Source organism: Eggerthella sp. BIOML-A1, from assembly GCF_009875595.1.
Taxonomy (GTDB): Bacteria; Actinomycetota; Coriobacteriia; order Coriobacteriales; family Eggerthellaceae; genus Eggerthella; species Eggerthella lenta.
In genome coordinates this window covers 19,481-35,836 of record NZ_WWRZ01000001.1, presented here as the reverse complement: position 1 = coordinate 35,836, position 16,356 = coordinate 19,481, and the positions used below count along the sequence as shown (strand labels likewise).

Here is a 16,356-nt window from a genome sequence, read left to right as displayed (position 1 = left end):
TGAGGCGCCGGACGCCTTACCGGTACCAGTCCATGACCTGCTTGTAGAGGGGGAGGATCTGCTGGCGCTGGTCGCGGAAGGCGGCTTCGGCGGCGTGCAACTCGGTCGTCGTGTCGTCGGTCGCATCGGCCACGTCCACGCTCAGGGCCTGTTCCAGGCGCTTGCGCGCCTGCTTGTACGCGCTTTTCGCGCCGTGCCCCATCTTCTTCTTCGCCGCGCTGTAATAGTCGTTCGTCGCGCCGATGAGCGCGTAGCAATCGAGCATCTTCTGGATGAGGTCGCGCGTGGCCTGGTCGTCGGCCTTATGCTCGTCCGCGTCGGCCAGCGCCCGCCGGACGTCGTCATGGGCCACTTCGTCTCCGGCCGTGAACACGACGATCTCGGCGTTGCTGCGGTCGAGGTTCGCGGCCGATACGGTCAGCATGCCCGCTTCGTCGATATCGAAGCGAAGCTCGATTTGGGGCACGCCTGCGCCGCTCCACTTGATGTTGCGCACGCGGATGCGGCACAGCGGGATGTTGTCGCAGGCGAGCGGACGGTTTCCCATGAGGATGTGGAACTCGGCGGCCAGCTGGAACGAGTCGGCCGTGGAGAACATAGCGGTTGCGGTATGAGGCAGGCGCACGCCGCTGGGAACCGCTTCGGACACGTATCCGCCGGGCAGCTCCACGTTGAGCGCCAAAGGCAGGACGCCGTCGGGCGCATCGACGTGGATGCGCGCCTCCGGCTCTTCGATGCGCACCAAGTTCTTGTAGACGTCGGAATCCTTGTTCGCCATGACGGCTCCTTCTGCATCGGTCGGGTACGTCTCGATCAACCACTCGCAAATATCATGCCATGTTGGCATCAAATTTGCAGGTGAACCTTGCAGTCGCCCGGAGGCGGCGCTGTCGAGAAGGAGGAACCGTATGAAAGCTCAAGATTGCCCGAAGTTCGGTCCGCTGCAAGGGGTGAAGGTGGTCAACCTCACCATGGCCATCGCCGGGCCGTTCGCCTGCAGCCTGCTAGCCGACCTGGGCGCCGAGGTCATCGGCGTGGAAAGCCCGCGCGGCCGCGACACCTCGCGCCCCACGAACCAAGCGTTGCAGGGCTGGGGCACGCAGATGGAGCGCCGCAACACGCGCTCGCTGTGCATGAACGTGAAGGACGGCGCGGGCCGCGCCTGGTTCTTCGAGCTGCTGAAGCAGGCGGACATCCTCGTGGACGGCTTCCGCGGCGGCCAGATGGCGAAGTGGGGCATGACCGACGAGGCGCTGTGGGAGGTCAACCCGAAGCTGACCATCGCGCACATCTCGGGCTTCGGCCAGACGGGCGACCCGGCGTACGTGTCGCGCGCCTCGTTCGACGGCATCGGCCAGGCCTACGGGTGCTTCATGGAAATGAACGGGTATCCCGACCGCTTGCCGGTGCTCGCGTTTCCCCAGGTGTCGGACTACTACGCGGGCTTCATGGCCAGCATCGGCGCGTTGGCCGGCTACATCAACGCGCAGCGCACGGGCAAGGGCGACAGCGTGGACGTGGCTCAGTACGAGGCCATGCTGCGCTGCGAGGGCTTCTACGCGCTGAACTACCTGAACACGGGCGCGCTGCCTGTGCGCGAGGGTTCGCACAGCACGTCGAGCGCCGGCTACGGCACGTACATCTGCCAGGACGGCGTGCCCATCTACACGCTCATCCTGGGTCCCGGCGTGGTGCGCGCGGCGCTGCCGCTGTTCGGCCTCGAGTACGGCAGCGAACTGTTCCCCGAGGGCACGCCGGTCATCTCGTTCGGAAGCGAGGCGGGCAACGTGCTGGAGGAGGCGATGGAGGCGTTCTTCGGATCGCACACCGCCGAGGAGGCCGAGCGGCTCATGCTGGAAGCCGGCGTGCCGTGCAGCCGCATCTACACCTACGAGATGGCGGAGCGCGACCCGCACTACCAGGCGCGCGAAAGCTTCACCGAGTGGAAGAACTCCTACGACGACGAGTCGATCCGCGGCGTGAACGTGGTGCCGCGCATGAAGAACAACCCGGGGCAGATTTGGCGCGGCATGCCGCTGGTCGGCGCCGACAACGAGGACATCCTCGAAGAGCTGGGCGCCACGCCCGACGATGTCGCCAGCCTCTACGACGAGCAGCTCCTCAAGAAGGAGAACGGCCCCTTCGGCTAAACGAGGAACGGGACAAAGGGACGGGGATCGATGTCTTGTCCCCCGTCCCTTCGCTTTTCCGAGCGGCCGATCGAATAAGACGGTAGTCCCGCCCCTTGCCCCATCGAGCGAGGCGGCACCTTCCCGGTCTCGTTCCATCCCATGATCGCGTCAGCTTGGCACGGTATTTGCTCCACGTCTTTCATCGGAAGTTTCAGGGGATTTGAGACAAGGAGATGAGGACATGGGCACTGCGCGTACCAAAGGAGCCGTGTGGGCTTGGCTCGTCGTTATCGGGTGCATCGGGTTCTATTCCATCCCAACCGGCATTATCGGCAACACCTCGGGCATTTTCGTGGCTCCGGTGATGGACCAGTTCGGCTGGACGCAAACCGACACCACCATGTACCGCACCATCCAGCCGCTGGTGGCCGCCGTGTGCGCGCCGATAGCCGGCAAGCTGATGGAGAAGTACAACCCGCGCTGGATCCTCGCGGCGGTTTCGGCGGCCTTCGGCCTGGCATCGTGGGCGAGCGCCTACGCCACCGAGCTGTGGCAGTGGAACCTCTACGGCGTGGTGTACGGCGTGACGTCGGCGTTCTACATGTACCTGGCGGCTCCGGTGCTGATCAACGCCTGGTTCAAGAAGAGCGCAGGTTTGGCCATCAGCATCACGGCGGCGACGCTGTCCATCTTGGCGGCCGTTGCCAGCCCCATCGGCCAGGAGCTGATCAACCAGTTCGGCTGGCAGACGGCGCGCGCGGCGCTGTCCATCGTGACCACCGTGCTGTCGGTGGTGCTGACGGTGGCGTTCGTGCGCAAGAGCCCCACGGTCATGGGCCTGCTTCCGTTCGGCGCGGGAGAGCAAGACGATGCGGCCAACCAGTCCGCAGCCCCCGAGCCCGACGAGGGCGCCACGGTGGCGCAGGCCATCAAGTCGCCCGGCCTCTACCTGCTCATCCTCGTGGCCTGCATCTTCGTCATGTGCGCCGCCTTCTTCCAGCAGATCCCCGCGTTCGCCGCGCACGGTGCGCTGGGCGCGAGCGCAGGCGCCATGGCCGTGTCCATCATCATGGTGGGCGGCGTGGTGTTCAAGCTGGTGCTGGGCGCGCTCAACGACAAGATCGGCGTGAAGTACACGGGCATCATCGCCGCATCGTGCGGCGCCATCGGCATCCTGCTGGCCTACATCGCGGGCGAGAACGTGGCCCTGTTCTACGCGGGCATGGTGGTGTTCGGCGGCGGGTACGCGGGCCTCACGGTCATCGCGCCCATGCTGGCGCGCGCGGCCTTCGGATCGCTCAACTACTCGCAAATCTACAGCTGGGTATCCACGGGCATCTTCATCGCAACGGCCGTATCGTTCTTGGTGTACGGCATGATCTACGACACCACGGGCTCGTTCGACCTGTGCTTCATCCTGGTCATCGGCATGTACGTGCTGGCCGTCGTGCTGGTTCCCGTCACGCTGGCGGTGTCGCAGAAAGCTTGGAAGCGCCGCGGAAAGTAGGCATCGCACCTGTCACCCACGATCGCGACGTGGGCGCCGCCACCCCTGTCGGCGCCCGCACGCTGCATCGGCATCTACACGAACGAAGAGAGGATTCGAACGCATGAGCACGCAGTACCCCGTCCTGGGATCGCCGTTGCAGGTGAACGGCATCACCTTGAAGAACCGCATGATCACCACGTCCATGTCGCCGGGCGCGGGATACGTGACCAAGGACAACCGTCCCACGCAGCGTTTGGCGAACTACCTGGAGGAGCGCGCCGAAGGGCAGACGGCCCTCATCATCCAGACCATCTGCCCGTGGAAGCGCAACGACATCGATCCCGATCGCATCCACGAGCTTCCCAGCTGCTACGACGAAAGCTGCATCCCCGACCTGCAGCGCTACATGATCGAGCCGGTGCACAAGCACGGCGGCCTCATCTGCGCGCAGCCGTACTACGTGCACGACTGGAAGCCCGACGCCGAAACGCCGGAAGGCCCCTACGGCCCGTCCGACATCGCCATCCTCAAGTTCATGGGCGGCTTTCGCGCCATGACGCTCGAGCAGATCGAGGCGTTCAAGCAGCAGTACTTCAACGCGGCGCGCGTGTGCAAGGAAGCCGGCTTCGACGCCATCGAGGTCATGGCGGGCGTGGGCGGCATCCTGTCGCGCTTCATGGCGCTGGCCACCAACAACCGCACCGACGAGTACGGCGGCAGCCTGGAGAACCGCGTGAAGCTGACGCTCGAGGTGATCCGCGGCGTGCGCGAGGTCGTGGGACCTAAGTTCCCCATCGTCGTGCGCTGGTCGCCCATCGACTTCATCAAGAGCCCCGCGGGTCCGGGCCTGTCCATGGAGGATGCGCTGCGCATCGCCCCCATGCTGGAGGAAGCGGGCTGCGACCTGCACGACCTTTCCGTGGGCTGGCACGAGACCAGCGAGCCGCTCACCACGAAGGCCATCGAGGACGGCCACTGGACGTTCGTCTCGCAGCAGATCAAGACCGTGGCGAAGAAACCGGTGGCGCAGGGGTATCGCAACACCGATCCGCGCGTGATGGAGCAGAACCTCCAAGACGGCAAGATGGACGTGGTCGCCGGGCTGCGCTACAGCATCGCCGACCCGGCGCTGCCCCGCAAGGTGATGGAAGACCGCACCTGCGACATGCGCCTGTGCATCGTGTGCTGCCGCTGTCTGGACGACGTGGTGAGCCAGGGCAAGCCGCTCAACTACTGCGGCGTCAACCCGCGTTTGGGCGAGGAGCTCGACCATGAAGCGTTCCCGCAGGCGTCGAAGCGCAAGAAGGTCATGGTGGTGGGCTCGGGCCCGGCGGGCATCAACGCCGCGCTGACCGCGGCGCAGCGCGGGCACGCCGTCGACCTCTACGAGGAAGGGCCGCGCCTCGGCGGGTGCGTGAAGATGAGCAGCATCTTCAGCCCCTACCACGAGCGCTACCTGGACTACCTCCTCACGCAGGTGAAGCAGCATCCCCAGATCACCGTGCATCTCAAGACGAAGGTCACGCCCGAAACGGTGCGGCAGGCCAAGCCCGACGCGGCCATCGTTGCCGTGGGCGGCAAGCCCCTGGGGTTGGACGTGCCGGGCGCCGACGGCAAGAACGTCGTCTCGTCGCACGACTTCCTCGAGATGATCAACGGCCATAAGCCCGCAGGGAAGAGGGGCGCGTTCAACAGCTTCATGTGGGGCGCGGGGTCGCTGTTCCTCAGCATGTACTACACGCCGTCGTTCGCGCGCACGATGACCGAGAAGTCGCCGTGGCCCATCAGCCGCAACGTCGCCATCATCGGCGGCGGCCTGCCGGGCTGCGAGTTCGGCCACCTGTGCATGGAGACGGGCCGCACCACCGCCATCATCGAGGAGCGCAAGAAGGTGGGCTTCGACGTGGGCGGGTCCGATCGTTTCGGGCTGATCAGCAGCTTCAAGCAGGCGGAGAACGTGGAGATGTACCCGCTCACGCGCGTCACGGCCATCACCGAGGAGGGCGTGGGGGCCGTGCAGACCACGCCGGAGGGCGACATGGAGCTGTTCATCCCCGCCAAGACCGTGGCCATCACGCTGGGGCTTGCCGAGAACCACGATTTGGGCGAGGCGTGCAAGCCGCTTGTGGACGAGGTGTACCTCGTGGGCGATTGCGAGACGCCGGGGCGCATCGCCGACGCGACGAAGATGGGCTATCGCGCGGCATGCGCGCTGTAGGAGAGGAAACGCGAGTGAGTGTCATAACCGAACGACCCGTCAATCGACCCGTCATCCCAAGCGAAGCAGCCGAAGCCGTCGGATCCGACGCGTCCTTCGCCTGCGCTCCCGAGCGCGACGTCGTGTACGCCGAGCGTCTCGAAGGCGGCATCGAGGTCGTCTATCTGAACCAGCCGCGCAAGAAGAACGCCCTGTCCGGCGAGATGATGACCAAGCTGGACGCGCTGCTGCGCGCGGCGGACGTCGACGACGGCGTGCGCGTGGTGGTGCTGCGCGGCGCGGGCGACGATTTCTCGAGCGGCGGCGATCTCGACCAGGGGCCCGCCCTCGAACCGGGCCCCGAGGGCGCGCGCAAGACGCTGCGCCGGTACTTGGCCGTGGTTCGCACCATCCGCACGATGTCGAAGCCGGTGGTCGCGATGGTGGACGGCTACGCCGTGGGCGGGGCGTTCGCGCTCGTGTGCGCCTCCGACCTCGTATGCGCGTCCGAGCGCGCGCTGTTCGTGCCGGCGTTCTGCCAGATCGGCATCGTGCCCGAGATGGGCATGATGAAGCTGCTGCCCGACCTGGTGGGGCCGCAGCGCGCTAAGGAGCTGCTGTTCTTCGGCGGCAAGATCCCCGCGCTCCAGCTGTACGACTGGGGCGTGGTGAACCGCGTGTTCCCGACGGAAACGCTCGAAGCCGACACGCTGTGGTTCGCGCGCCAGCTGGCGGGGATGCCCGACGCGTCCATCCACCTTACGAAGAACATCATGAACGCGCTGGCCGACGGCAACCTGGAAGCGTGCCTGGAAGCCGAATCGACGGCGTCGCCGTTCTGCACGACCACGAAGGCGTACGCCGCCACCATGGAGAAATTTGCCCGCTGAACCCTGCGAAGGTGAGACGATATGGCCCAGTACAACGTAGCGGAACCGTTCTTGGCGAGCGTTCGGGCGCATCCCGATAAAACGGCCGTCGTGTTCGACGGACGCGAGATCACCTACCGCGCCATGAACGATCGCATCAACCAGATGGCCGGCGTGCTCACCTGCGATTTGGGCGTGCGGCCGGGCGATCGCGTGGCCTACCTGCTGCCGAACTGCCCCGAGCTCCTTGAGCTGTACTACGCTGTCCAGAAGATCGGGGCGGTGGCCGTGCCGCTGAACTACAAGCTCATCCCGCGCGAGGTCGCCTATCTGGTGAATGCCAGCGGGGCCGAGGTGCTCGTGTTCGCCAGCCAGTTCGCCGCGTCGGTTGCCGAGGCGGCGCAATCGTTCACGTCCGACGTGGCGCTGGTCAGCGCAGGCGGGGAGGTGTCCGGCGCGCTCGATCTGGAGCGGGCGCGCGCCGGCCGCAGCACCGCCGAGCCCCCGCTGTTCCGCTACCCCGACGCATTGTCGCGCATCCAGTACACGGGCGGCTCCACGGGCCTGCCGAAAGGAGCCGCACGCACCCACGGAGCCGACCTCGTGGAGCTCGACGCCATCATGGATTCCAACGGCATCGGCGACGATCCCGACAACGTGGTGCTCATCCAGTGCCCGCTGGAGCACCACGGCGGCCACAGCTGGTTCACCATCGCGTTCGCGGCCGGGGCGACGCTGGTCATCTGCGAGGCGTTCAACGCCGAGCAGATCCTCCATTTCATCGAGTTCTACCGCGTGACGTACATGATCTTGCTGCCGCCTACCACGTACCTGCGCCTTCTGCGGTGCCCCACCATCGACCAGTGCGATCTCAGCTCGGTGCGGCTCGTGCAAAGCGCGGCCGGAGCCACCACGAAGCCCATCATCCAAGCCATCTACGACAAGTTCCCCAACGCGGTGCTCAACTACGGCTGGGGACAGTCGGAAAGCGGCGCCGGCAGCAGCCTGAAGATCACACGGGCCATGTTAGAGGCCGATTCGCCCCTGCTGGAGAGCGTGGGGCGGCCGATGAAGCACGTGGAGATGAAGGTGGTGGACGAGGACGGCAACGAGGTGCCCGACGGCGAAGTGGGGGAGGCTCTGTTCCGGTCGCGGTCGGTGATGCAGGGCTACTACGGCCAGCCCGACCTGACCGACGAGGCGTTCACGCCCGACGGCTGGCTGCGCACGGGCGACCTCATGATGCGCGATGCGGATGGGTACTACTACGTGCGGTCGCGCAAGAAGGATATGATCAAATCGGGCGGCGAGAACGTGTTCGTCGCCGAGGTGGAGAACGTGCTGCGCACGCACCCCGCCATCGACGACTGCCTCGTGTTCGGCACGAGCGACCCGGTGATGGGGGAGGCCGTGGCCGCCGTCATCCAGCCGCGCGAGGGCTCGAACCTCACGGCCGCCGAGGTGCAAACGCACTGCAAGAACCATATTTCCAGTTACAAGAAGCCCCGCTACGTGGTGTTCATGGACGACATGAAGCGCGACAGCGCGGGCAAGGTGCGCAAGCAGGATATCGTGGCGTACTTCGACGAGCGCAAGGAGCAGGCCGCGCCGCGCCACCACGAGAAGCTTCGCAGCGATCCCGACATCTACCTCATCCAGGTGCCCTACTCGGGCGGCACGCCCATCGGCTACACGAACGCCTACCTCATCGCCACCGACGAGCGCAACCTGCTGGTCGATACCGGCGTCAGCCATGAGGCGTCGTACGAGGTGCTGCGCTCGGCGCTGCAGGATCTGCGCGTTGACATGGCGCGCACCGACGTGTTCGCCACACACTTCCACATCGACCATCTGGGCCTGATCGCGGCCATCGCGCACGAAGACACGCGTGTATACCTGAGCGCGCGCGACGAAGAGCTGTTCCGCGGCCGCGGTGCCAGCTCGTATCGCGGCACGGTGAAGGCGCGGCTTTCGTGCGAGGGGTTTCCGCCGGACGAGCTGGACGAGCTGGAACGCACCGACGCCAGCCTCATCCCGCGCGTGGAGTGGCCCATGCCGGAGCGTTTCGCGAACCTGGCCGACGGGGACGAGCTGCGCTACGGCGGCTACCGGATGCGCGCCGTCGACACGCCGGGGCACACGCCGGGCCACCAATGCCTGTACCTGCCCGATCAGAAGGTCATGTTCTACGGCGACCACCTGCTGATGAACAGCTCGCCCAACATGGCGCCGTTCCCCGGCGAGGCGGATTCCCTGGGCGACTACCTGCGCAGCTTGGACAAGGTGGCGCAGCTGCCCGTGGAGTTCGCCTGCATGGGGCACGGGTTCGTCGACCCGCGGCGCCAGGCCGAGGCCATGCCCGAGCGCATCGCCTGGCTGCAGCGGCATCATCGGCAGCGGCTCGACGAGATCGCCGCGCAGCTCGAGGAGCGCCCCGGCATGACTGGCACGGAACTTGCTAAGTCCATCACGTGGAACATTCCGCATGCCGCTTGGGAGGAGATACCCATCATCCAGCGGTGGATCGTCGTGTGCGAAACGCTGGCCCACCTCGACCATCTGATGGGCGAAGGCAGGGTGCGCAGGGAGCGCGCCGGGGATGCCTACCGGTATTTCATGGAGCAACGCTAGGGAGAACCGAAGGAAAGGAACGACGGGATGGATTTCAGCTTGACCGATGAGCAGCAGCTGCTGCTCGACAGCGTCGACGAGCTCATGGAGCGCTACGGCACCGAGCAGTATTTCAAGGAGTGCGACGAGAAGCACGTGTGGCCCCAGGAGTTCACCGACGCGCTGCTGGAGAACGGCTTCCAGATGCTGGGCGTCGACGAGAAGTTCGGCGGCACCCCGGTGGACGTGACCACGCTCATGCTGGTGTCCGAGCGCATCTGCAAGAACGGCGCGCCCATCTACGTGTACGGCAACCTGTGCGCGCTCAAGGACATGACGGAGTACGGCACGCCCGAACAGCAGGAGCAGTGCTTCGCCGAGGTCATGGTAGGCAAGCCCGGTTTCGTGCTGGGCTTCACCGAGCCGGGCGCGGGCTCCGACAGCTCGTCGCTGGCCAGCACGTACCAGCGCCGCGACGGCAAGGTGTACCTGAACGGCAGCAAATCGTTCATGACGAACGCCGTGAACTCCAAGTACATGCTATGCGTGGCGCGCGATGCCGACGACGATCCCGAGGATCGCGCCAACCGCTCCCGCTTCTCCATGTGGTGGGTGCCGCTGCACGACGACGAGGGCAACCTGGCTCAGGGCATCTCCATCGAGCCGTTGGAGAAGATCGGCTGGAACATGGGCAACACCTGCGAGCTGCACATGCAGGACGTGGAGCTGGAGGAGAAGGACCTCGTGGGCGTCGAGGGCAACGGCTTCATGCAGGCCATGGTGAACTTCGAGGTGGAGCGCCTCATCGCATGCGCCCAATCGCTCGGCGCGGCCCAGTGCGCCTTCGAGGACGCGGTGCGCTACGCCACCCAGCGCATCCAGTTCGGCAAGCCCATCGGCAAGAACCAGCTCATCCAAGAGCACATCACCGACATGTACCTGAAGATCGAGAACATGCGCAACTGGGTGTACAAGACGGCCTGGAAGATCGACAACGGCGAGTCGGTGCAGATCGATTCCGCCGTGGCGAAGCTGTACTGCGGCCGCGCCGCCTTCGAGGTGTGCGACACCGCGCTGCAGGTGATGGGCGGCATCGGCTACACGAAGGACTGCCGCATCTCGCGCCTGTGGCGCGACCAGCGCGTCTACCGCATCGGAGCCGGCACCGACGAGATCATGATCCACATCGCCGGCCGAGCGATCCAGAAGCAATTCCAGGAATAGAAAGGACTTCATCATGCCTGAAATCTTCAATCCCGTGGACGACCTTATCGCCGAGCAGGCGCTGGTCGACGCCCTCGTGGCGGACTTCACCGAGGACGACTGGAACCGCATGGCGTCGTACTGCACCACCTGGACGTTCAAGGACGTCATCTGCCATATCGCGTTCTTCGACTACTGCGCGGTGGAGCTGCTGGCCGGGCGCGGCGAGAGCGTGAACGCCGTGGCCGATGCGGCATCCGAGCAGGACGAGCACTACCACGTCATGGCGTTTCGCGACCGAAGCGGCGCCGACATCCTGAACTGGTGGCGCGAGCAGCGCACGCTCATGACGGCATCCTTCCTGGAGCTGGGCCCGAAGGGCCGCGTGCCGTGGGCGGCAGGCATCCCGCACATGTCCGTGCGGTCGCTCGCGTCGGCGCGCCTCATGGAGCTGTGGGCGCACAGCGTGGACCTCTACGATGCGCTCGGCATCGACCCTGTGGTGAAGGAACGCATCACGTCCACGCTGTTCCTTTCGTGGCAGGGCCGTCCTAACATGTACAACGTGAACGGGCTCGCGTTCGATTCCGAGATCCCGATGTACCTGGAGCTGACGCTTCCGTCGGGCGAGCTGTGGACGAAGGGCGAGCCGAACGATAAGAACTACATCAAGGGCTCGGCGAAGGATTGGGCGCTCGTGGCCATCCGCCGCCGCAACTGGATGGACACCGGCCTCGAAGTGGTCGGCGACGAGGCGCGCACCTACGCGGGCATCGTGCAGACCTACGCCGGCCCCGCCGATCCCGCGCCGCAAGCGAAGAACCCGCGCTAGGTCGTTCGCAAAACCGTCCTGAGGGGGGGGGCGACCCCCTTCAGGACGTTACCGGTAGATCATGGGGACGGGGCGGCAGGCGGCGAAATCGGGGCAGGTGTCGCAGTCTTCGCCGAGGTCGGGCGAAATGCGCTCGCGCTCTACCTGCTCGCATCCCAGCGCCGTGTAGAACGGAACCGCCGGGCCGCGTGCGACGAACAGCAGCGCGCCGTAGCGTGTCCGAGCGTCCTGCATGAGCGCGCGTCCCACGCCCAGCCTGCGCGCCTGCGGGTCCACCACGATGGGGCTGACGTACCGATCGCCTTCGGCTTCGACGATGCGGATGAACCCGACGATGCGGTCCCCGTCCAGCGCGACGTACGACGTTCCGCGCGGGGTGAGCGTGCCCATGCCGGCGTCTTCGGCCAGGCGCGCGATGGCGGCGGCGTCCTGCTGGGTAGCTTCGCGGATGGTGGGGGTTGATGGATCGCACGTCATGAAGGGGTCCTTCCTGAGCTTTCTCCATAGATTAGTAAAACAATTAGCAAAAATCGTGCTAGAGTTTATAATATCGCATAATTGGTTGAAAATTTCACGGAATCATCTTAAAATGAGAGCATGAGCACCGCTCGTCGGTGAAATCGCGCGGCTGTCGAGGGGAAGCGGCCGAAGCGCGTCGCAGCAAGGGGGTTGCATGTCGGATTGTCCGAGCCAAGCCGTACGCATGGAGGCGCGCTCCAACGTCTCGGTGCGGACCAAGCAGCATTTCGCTCCCACGGCCATCCAGGGCCTCGAGGTGCTGTCGCTGCCGGTCGCGCGCCTGGACGCGTACGTGCGCGACCTGGTGGAGCGCAACCCCTTGCTCGATTTCGACTACGATCACGGTTCCCTCTCGTTCGAGGAGCTGCCCGACGAGGAGGACGGCGACGCTGCGGCCGATGCCGAAACGGCTGCCGAGGGGTTCGATGCGCGCCCGCCGTCGGCGATCGCCTGGGATGCCCGCGGGTTCGACCTGGCCCGTCTGCGCGACGAGTGCTCTCAAACGGAAACGCTGCACAGCCATGTGCGCATGCAGCTGACGGGCGTGCGCGTCGGCGAAGAGGACCGCGCTCTGCTCGACGCCCTTATCGAGAACATCGACGACGACGGGTACTTCTCCGGCAGCATGCATGCGCTCTGCGCCGAAGCGGGGCGCTCGATAGAGGACGGCCAGCGGCTGCTCGAGCTCGTGCAGCAGCTGTCGCCTCGCGGCGTGGGCGCGCGCGATCTGGCCGAATGCCTTGCGCTGCAAATCGACGACGGCCTTCCCTATGCGGACGTGATTCGCGACATGCTGCGCACCGGGCTGGACGACCTCGCCGAAAACCGCACGACGAAGCTCATGCGCGTCTACCATTTGACCATCGACGACCTTGCCGCCATCCGCGAGGTCATCTGCACGCTCGACCCTCGCCCGGGCTCGTCTTTCTCGCAGCGCAAGGGCACCGTGTACGTCATCCCCGACATCACCATCAGGCGCGATGGCACGGCCTTCTCGGTGCAGGTTACCGGCGAGCTGTCGGAAACGCTGGTGCTCAACGGATCCTACGACCGCATGGAGCAGCGCGGGGGCATGGACGACGAGGCGCGGGAGTGGCTGCACGAGAAGCGCGCCGAGGCGGATGCAGCGCTGGCGAACATCGACCAACGGCGCCAGACGCTCCATCGGTTCGGCGTGTATCTGGCCGAGGTCCAATACGATTTCTTCATGGGCGGCGAGGCGCGGATGCGCCCGCTCACCATGCAGCAGGCCGCCGATGCGCTGGGCGTGCATGTGTCCACCATCAGCCGCACGGTGCAGGACAAGTACGCCCTCACCCCGTGGGGCGTGTTCCCGCTCAAGCACTTCTTCTCAAGTTCGGTCGCCTGCACGGCCGAGGAGCGCCGCCATGCGCTGTCGTCGCTTGCCATCAAAGACCGCATCAAAGACCTGGTGGCCCAAGAGGACCGTCGCACGCCTTTGAGCGACGCGACGATCACCGCCATCCTGAACGGCGAGGGCGTGGACATCAAACGGCGAACCGTGGCGAAGTACCGCGAGGCGCTGGGCATCGGCCGGCAGTCGCAGCGAAGACGGTAAGGTACTCGATCGAAAGGGAGGGGAGCGTACGTGGTATATCGAAAAGAACACGCGATAGAGGCCTGGAAGACGTTCGTCAGCACGGGCACCATCCTCGAAGACAAGGTGCGCCCCGAAATAGCTCGCTCATGGCTTCGATGCCGCGCCGCCGGCGTGAACCCATGGTCGAGCGATTTCACCGAGCAGAACGTCGCGCTGCTGGAAGAGAAGCGGCAGCGTTTCGCGGCATCGCTCAAATCGACCGCTCCGGTGATGAAGTTTCTGAAGGAGATGCTGGGCTGCAACGTGTCGTTGATGGACGGCGAGAACTTCGTGTTCGAGCTGATGTCGCCCTTGGCGGTGTATCCGCGCACGTTCGGCACGTTCACGCGCGAAGAGGAGGTGGGCACCGGCAACGCCACCCTGGTGGCCTACGAGAAGAAGCCGGTGCGCGTCGACGGGTTCGAGCATTATCGCGCCATCGTGCAAACATATTCGGGCGTGTCGGTTCCCTACCTCGATGCCGCGGGAAAGTACTACGGCGCGATGAACATCAACAGCCCGTTCGCCGTCTTGCCGCAAAGCGCGCTCGAGCTGTGCCGCATCGGCGTCTCGTTGACGAACGACTTGCATCGCGCCGGTGCGAAGGCGGGCGCTTTGCTGTCCACGGTCGACTTCTTCAAACCGCTTATGCTGGCCTACGAGCACCCGGTGCTTCTGATCGACCCCAACGGCCGCATCCTGGGCGGCAACGCGGGCATGCGCGCATATTGCCCGGGCTGGGAGCAGTATTCGTACGGCTCGCAATCGCTCGGCGCCTATCTGGGAAAGGACTTCTCCGTGCAGGACGTGCTCGATCTGCCGGACAAGCTGGAGGCACCGCTGCCCATCCGATTCAAGAAGGGGCGCTCGCGCGCGGTGCACGAGCTCAACCTCGTGCGGCACGGCAAGGTGGAGGTCGAAGGACAGGAGCCGTTCGTCATGCTCGTGTTCGAAGACGGCAACGAAGCCGAGCGCAACGCCCGCAGCGCAACCGGCCGGCGCAGCGACGCCGCAGTCATGCCGACCGGCGACAAGGTGGACTACATCGGGGAAACCGAGGAGTGGAAGAAGATCGACCGCATGGTGCAGAAGGTCGCGCCCATCAAGACGAACGTGCTGCTGTTGGGCGAGACGGGCACCGGCAAGGAAGTGGTGGCCCGCGCGCTGCATCGTCGCAGCGGACGCACCGGCGAGTTCGTGGCCATCAACTGCGGCGCCCTGCCGCGCGACTTGCTGGCCACCGAGCTGTTCGGCTACGAGGGCGGGGCGTTCACCGGGGCGCGCGAGACGGGCGCGGTGGGGAAGTTCGAGTTCGCGGACGGCGGCACGCTGTTCCTCGACGAGATCGGCGAGATGCCGGTGGACATGCAGGTGAGCCTGCTGCGCGTGCTGCAGGAGCAGAGCGTCACGAAGCTGGGATCGAACACCGCGAAGACGCTCGACGTGCGCGTGATCGCCGCGACGAACCAGAACATCGAGCGTCTGATCTCCGAGAAGAAGTTCCGCAGCGACCTGTACTACCGTTTGAGCCTTGTGGAGATCCGCCTGCCTCAGCTGCGGCGGCGCTCCGCCGACATCCCGCCGCTGGTGGATTATTTCAACGGGCAGCTTTCCTCGGTGCTCGAGGTGCCGTGCACGCCCTTCCCCGCCGAGACCATCGAGGCGCTGCAGGCTTACAGCTGGCCGGGCAACGTGCGCGAACTGCGCAACATCGTGGAGCGCTGCCTGATCATGCAGGGCCAGGGCGCCAACGTCACCGTGGATTCGCTGCCGCCCCATATCGCGAATGCGGCGAACGCCATGCCGGACGGCCCGGTAGCCCACGCCGCCGTGGCCGTGCAGCAGGATGCGGGGGCGATGCGGGAGGGCGTCGAGGACGATGCGGTGTCGGAGGAGCGCCATCTTGTGCAGGCGCTGCTCGCGCAGCACGAAGGCGACCTCGCGGCGGTGGGGCGGCAGCTCGGATTGACGCACGAAGAGCTCTCCGAGCTGCTCAACCGCCTTCACCTGCGCGTTCGCGTGGTGCTCGAAAGCATGGACGACGCGTTCTAGAGCGCTTGGGCAGGCTGGCACGCTTTTTGCTTTTCGAAGGTGCGGAACCGCATTCCCGAGAAGCAAAAGGAGTGATTCATGAACATCGTTGTGTGCTACAAGATCGTGCCCGACGAGCAGGACGCGGTCGTGCAGGCCGATCGCACGCTGTCGTTCGAGCGCGCTGCGCTCAAAATCGGCGATTACGACCTCAACGCCGTGGAAGCCGGCGCGCAGCTGGCGTCGGCTTCCGGCGCGTCGCTTGTCAGCCTGACCGCCGGGGGCGATCCGGTGGAGGACTCGAAGTTGAAGAAAGCCATCCTCGCGCGCGGGCCGCACGAGAACGTGGCGGTGAAAGACGCGTCGCTGCCCGAGGCCGGATCGGCGGTGACGGCGCGGGTGCTCGCAGCGGCCGTCAAGCAGCTGGACGACGTGAGCTTGGTGCTGTGCGGCGAGGGGTCGGCCGACCGCTATGCGCAGCAGGTAGGCGTGCAGCTGGGCGAGCTGCTGGGGCTTCCTACCGTCAACGCCGTCAGCTCCATCGAGCTCGACGACGGCGTCGCGCATGTCGAGCGCACGGTGGGCGCGGTGGTCGAGCGCCTCGACGTGCCGCTTCCGGCCGTGCTGTCGGTGGTCGCCGACATGAACACCCCGCGCATCCCCTCGATGAAGGACATCCTGGGCGCGGGCAAGAAGCCCTCGCGCGTTCTTTCCTTCGAAGATGTGGGCTTCGACGGCTTTGACGAGGCCATCGACGTGGTGAGCACGCTTGCGCCCGAGCAGCGCGATCGCGCGTGCGAGATCCTCGAAGGCGATGACGACGAGACGATCCAGGCGTTCGCGGCACGCGTGCGCGAGCGGCTGTAAGGAGGCA

Annotated in this window: 12 protein-coding genes; 10 read left to right on the top strand and 2 right to left on the bottom strand. The window is 65.8% G+C overall.

Annotated elements, in window-relative coordinates; translation table 11 throughout:
- Positions 1–16 precede the first annotated feature (16 nt).
- The gene (locus GT590_RS00155) at positions 17–778 is read right to left on the bottom strand and encodes an Hsp70 family protein (RefSeq protein ID WP_009305246.1); all 762 of its coding nucleotides are present in this window, start codon (positions 776–778) and stop codon (positions 17–19) included.
- A 130-nt stretch (positions 779–908) separates the two neighbouring features.
- On the opposite strand from GT590_RS00155, the gene GT590_RS00150 reads away from it, so the two are divergent.
- The 7 genes from GT590_RS00150 (at position 909) to GT590_RS00120 (ending at position 11,332) form a co-directional block, all read left to right on the top strand.
- Positions 909–2,150, top strand: coding sequence for a CaiB/BaiF CoA-transferase family protein (locus GT590_RS00150; protein WP_035584703.1), 1,242 nt, complete (start codon positions 909–911; stop codon positions 2,148–2,150).
- A 223-nt stretch (positions 2,151–2,373) separates the two neighbouring features.
- Positions 2,374–3,639, top strand: coding sequence for an MFS transporter (locus GT590_RS00145; protein WP_009305244.1), 1,266 nt, complete (start codon positions 2,374–2,376; stop codon positions 3,637–3,639).
- A 103-nt stretch (positions 3,640–3,742) separates the two neighbouring features.
- A complete protein-coding gene (locus GT590_RS00140) occupies positions 3,743–5,839 on the top strand; it encodes an FAD-dependent oxidoreductase (protein ID WP_161170773.1) in 2,097 nt (698 codons plus the stop codon).
- A gap of 14 nt (positions 5,840–5,853) precedes the next feature.
- Positions 5,854–6,708 (top strand): enoyl-CoA hydratase/isomerase family protein, encoded by an 855-nt coding sequence (locus tag GT590_RS00135; protein WP_009305242.1) that lies wholly within the window; start codon positions 5,854–5,856, stop codon positions 6,706–6,708.
- A 21-nt stretch (positions 6,709–6,729) separates the two neighbouring features.
- Complete coding sequence (locus GT590_RS00130; RefSeq protein WP_009305241.1) at positions 6,730–9,318, top strand: AMP-binding protein; 2,589 nt, start codon at positions 6,730–6,732, stop codon at positions 9,316–9,318.
- A gap of 27 nt (positions 9,319–9,345) precedes the next feature.
- A complete protein-coding gene (locus GT590_RS00125) occupies positions 9,346–10,521 on the top strand; it encodes an acyl-CoA dehydrogenase (RefSeq protein WP_009609067.1) in 1,176 nt (391 codons plus the stop codon).
- Positions 10,522–10,534: 13 nt separating this feature from the next.
- Positions 10,535–11,332, top strand: a complete 798-nt coding sequence (locus GT590_RS00120; protein WP_009609094.1) for a TIGR03084 family metal-binding protein — start codon at positions 10,535–10,537, stop codon at positions 11,330–11,332.
- Positions 11,333–11,380: 48 nt separating this feature from the next.
- On the opposite strand, the gene GT590_RS00115 is transcribed toward GT590_RS00120, so the two are convergent.
- A complete protein-coding gene (locus tag GT590_RS00115) occupies positions 11,381–11,809 on the bottom strand; it encodes a GNAT family N-acetyltransferase (protein WP_009609080.1) in 429 nt (142 codons plus the stop codon).
- A 196-nt stretch (positions 11,810–12,005) separates the two neighbouring features.
- On the opposite strand from GT590_RS00115, the gene rpoN reads away from it, so the two are divergent.
- The 3 genes from rpoN (at position 12,006) to fixA (ending at position 16,349) form a co-directional block, all read left to right on the top strand.
- On the top strand, positions 12,006–13,430 hold the full coding sequence (gene rpoN / locus GT590_RS00110) for an RNA polymerase factor sigma-54 (RefSeq protein WP_009609088.1): 1,425 nt from the start codon (positions 12,006–12,008) through the stop codon (positions 13,428–13,430).
- A 30-nt stretch (positions 13,431–13,460) separates the two neighbouring features.
- Positions 13,461–15,503: a sigma-54-dependent Fis family transcriptional regulator gene (locus GT590_RS14730; RefSeq protein WP_015761437.1), complete on the top strand. Its 2,043-nt coding sequence runs from the start codon at positions 13,461–13,463 to the stop codon at positions 15,501–15,503.
- Between the two features lie 78 nt (positions 15,504–15,581).
- A complete protein-coding gene (gene fixA, locus GT590_RS00100; RefSeq protein WP_009305235.1) occupies positions 15,582–16,349 on the top strand; it encodes a putative electron transfer flavoprotein FixA in 768 nt (255 codons plus the stop codon).
- The last annotated feature ends 7 nt before the right edge of the window (positions 16,350–16,356 follow it).

Excerpts from the sequence above, each read along its gene's own strand:
- GT590_RS00155 (WP_009305246.1), bottom strand. The coding sequence starts at position 778 with ATGGCGAACAAGGATTCCGACGTCTACAAGAACTTGGTGCGCATCGAA.
- GT590_RS00150 (WP_035584703.1), top strand. The coding sequence starts at position 909 with ATGAAAGCTCAAGATTGCCCGAAGTTCGGTCCGCTGCAAGGGGTGAAG.
- GT590_RS00145 (WP_009305244.1), top strand. The coding sequence starts at position 2,374 with ATGGGCACTGCGCGTACCAAAGGAGCCGTGTGGGCTTGGCTCGTCGTT.
- GT590_RS00140 (WP_161170773.1), top strand. The coding sequence starts at position 3,743 with ATGAGCACGCAGTACCCCGTCCTGGGATCGCCGTTGCAGGTGAACGGC.
- GT590_RS00130 (WP_009305241.1), top strand. The coding sequence starts at position 6,730 with ATGGCCCAGTACAACGTAGCGGAACCGTTCTTGGCGAGCGTTCGGGCG.
- GT590_RS00125 (WP_009609067.1), top strand. The coding sequence starts at position 9,346 with ATGGATTTCAGCTTGACCGATGAGCAGCAGCTGCTGCTCGACAGCGTC.
- GT590_RS00120 (WP_009609094.1), top strand. The coding sequence starts at position 10,535 with ATGCCTGAAATCTTCAATCCCGTGGACGACCTTATCGCCGAGCAGGCG.
- GT590_RS00115 (WP_009609080.1), bottom strand. The coding sequence starts at position 11,809 with ATGACGTGCGATCCATCAACCCCCACCATCCGCGAAGCTACCCAGCAG.
- rpoN (WP_009609088.1), top strand. The coding sequence starts at position 12,006 with ATGTCGGATTGTCCGAGCCAAGCCGTACGCATGGAGGCGCGCTCCAAC.
- fixA (WP_009305235.1), top strand. The coding sequence starts at position 15,582 with ATGAACATCGTTGTGTGCTACAAGATCGTGCCCGACGAGCAGGACGCG.